Origin of the sequence: Pseudomonas sp. GM24, from assembly GCF_000282235.1 — a bacterium.
GTDB lineage: Bacteria > Pseudomonadota > Gammaproteobacteria > Pseudomonadales > Pseudomonadaceae > Aquipseudomonas.
The window spans coordinates 1-2485 of record NZ_AKJR01000303.1; the positions used below are offsets into that span (position 1 = coordinate 1).

The window sequence follows — 2485 nt, forward strand, 5'->3', positions numbered from 1 at the left end:
CACGCTCCGCGTGGGCATGCAGCCCGTGACGCTCCGCGTCACTGGACGCTCCGCGTCCCTAGAGGCATTCCCACGCTGAGCATGGGAACGATCAATAGCGTTTTTCTCACGCTGAAAGCGGTCTGCCGCTGCTTGCCGCCGTGCCACAGCGGACTACCATCAAAAAGAGGAAAAAATGCTGCGAACCGCTCAAGTTGAGGGCCGAAACTACCGACACAGTACAAATAGGGCTAATACTCCAAACAGCAGCATTTCGGCCAAGGCCACGGGCAAATCATCCCCGGTCTGATTGTCCCTTTGACTGCAAACACGGGATTGCCAATACTCATGGCAACTTGACGCTACCCGCACGGAACAAGGAATAACCCTTTGAAGCTGGAACTCAAGAACAGCTTGTCGGTGAAGTTGCTCCGGGTCGTGCTCCTGTCGGCATTGATCGTCGGCGTAGTCTTGAGCTGCGCGCAGATCGTTTTCGATGCCTATAAAACCCGTCAGGCCGTTGCCGGCGACGCCGAACGCATCCTCGACATGTTCCGCGACCCGTCGACCCAGGCCGTTTACAGCCTGGACCGGGAGATGGGCATGCAGGTGATCGAAGGCCTGTTCCAGGACGATGCCGTGCGTCAGGCCTCCATCGGCCATCCCAACGAAGCCATGCTCGCGCAGAAATCCCGCGACCTGCAGCAGTCCAACAGCCGCTGGCTGACCGACCTTATCCTCGGCCAGGAGCGCACCTTTACCACGCAGTTGGTGGGGCGTGGCCCGTACAGTGAGTATTACGGCGACCTGAGCATCACCCTCGATACCGCCACCTATGGCGAAGGCTTTATCGTCAGTTCGGTAATCATCTTCATCTCCGGCGTGTTGCGCGCACTGGCGATGGGTCTGGTGCTGTACCTGGTCTATCACTGGCTGCTGACCAAACCGCTGTCGCGGATCATCGAGCACCTCACCGAGATCAACCCGGATCGCCCCAGCGAGCACAAGATCCCGCAGCTCAAGGGCCACGAAAAAAACGAACTGGGCATCTGGATCAACACCGCCAATCAGTTGCTTGAGTCGATCGAGCGCAACACCCATCTGCGCCACGAAGCCGAAAACAGTCTGCTGCGCATGGCCCAATACGACTTCCTCACCGGTCTGCCGAACCGTCAGCAACTGCAGCAGCAACTGGACAAGATTCTGGTCGACGCCGGCAAGCTGCAACGTCGGGTCGCAGTGTTGTGCGTGGGGCTGGACGATTTCAAAGGCATCAACGAGCAGTTCAGCTACCAGACCGGCGACCAATTGTTGCTGGCTCTGGCCGATCGCTTGCGTGCCCACAGCGGCCGCCTCGGCGCCCTCGCCCGCCTGGGTGGTGACCAGTTTGCGCTGGTACAGGCCGACATCGAACAACCTTACGAAGCAGCGGAACTGGCGCAAAGCATCCTTGATGATCTGGAAGCGGCGTTCGCCCTCGACCATCAGGAAATCCGCCTGCGCGCGACCATCGGCATCACCCTGTTCCCGGAGGATGGCGACAGCACCGAGAAGCTGTTGCAGAAGGCCGAACAGACCATGACCCTGGCCAAAACCCGCTCGCGCAACCGTTATCAGTTTTACATCGCCAGCGTCGACAGCGAGATGCGCCGCCGTCGCGAGCTGGAAAAAGACCTGCGCGATGCCCTTTTGCGCGATCAGTTCTATCTGGTTTATCAGCCGCAGATCAGCTATCGCGATCACCGCGTGGTCGGCGTCGAAGCACTGATTCGCTGGCAGCATCCGGAACACGGTCTGGTGCCGCCGGACCTTTTCATTCCGCTGGCCGAGCAGAACGGCACGATCATCGCCATTGGCGAATGGGTTCTCGACCAGGCCTGCAAGCAATTGCGCGAATGGCACGATCAGGGTTTCGCCGACCTGCGCATGGCCGTGAACCTGTCCACCGTGCAGCTGCACCACGCCGAGCTGCCGCGAGTGGTGAACAACCTGTTGCAGATGTACCGCCTGCCGCCGCGCAGCCTGGAGCTGGAAGTCACCGAAACCGGCCTGATGGAAGACATCAGCACCGCCGCCCAACATTTGCTCAGCCTGCGTCGCTCCGGCGCGTTGATCGCCATCGATGACTTCGGCACCGGTTATTCATCGCTCAGTTATCTGAAAAGTCTGCCGCTGGACAAGATCAAGATCGACAAGAGCTTCGTGCAGGATCTGCTGGATGACGACGATGATGCGACCATCGTTCGCGCGATCATTCAACTGGGCAAAAGTCTGGGCATGCAGGTGATTGCCGAGGGCGTGGAAACGGCCGAGCAGGAAAGCTACATCATTTCCGAAGGCTGCCACGAAGGTCAGGGCTATCACTACAGTAAGCCATTGCCGGCACGCGAGCTGGGTGCCTATCTCAAACAGGCGCAACGCACTAACGCGGCTATTTTATAAAAGCAAAGATCGCAGCCTGCGGCAGCTCCTACATTTGGAATGCGTTCCCCCTGTAGGAGCTGCC

General features: G+C 59.2%; 1 protein-coding gene. It reads left to right on the plus strand.

Going from position 1 to position 2485, the window contains the following annotated elements; genetic code table 11:
• Window positions 1-369 precede the first annotated feature (369 nt).
• The gene (locus tag PMI23_RS27215; RefSeq protein ID WP_007918934.1) at window positions 370-2421 is read left to right on the plus strand and encodes a putative bifunctional diguanylate cyclase/phosphodiesterase; all 2052 of its coding nucleotides are present in this window, start codon (window positions 370-372) and stop codon (window positions 2419-2421) included.
• Window positions 2422-2485: the final 64 nt, after the last annotated feature.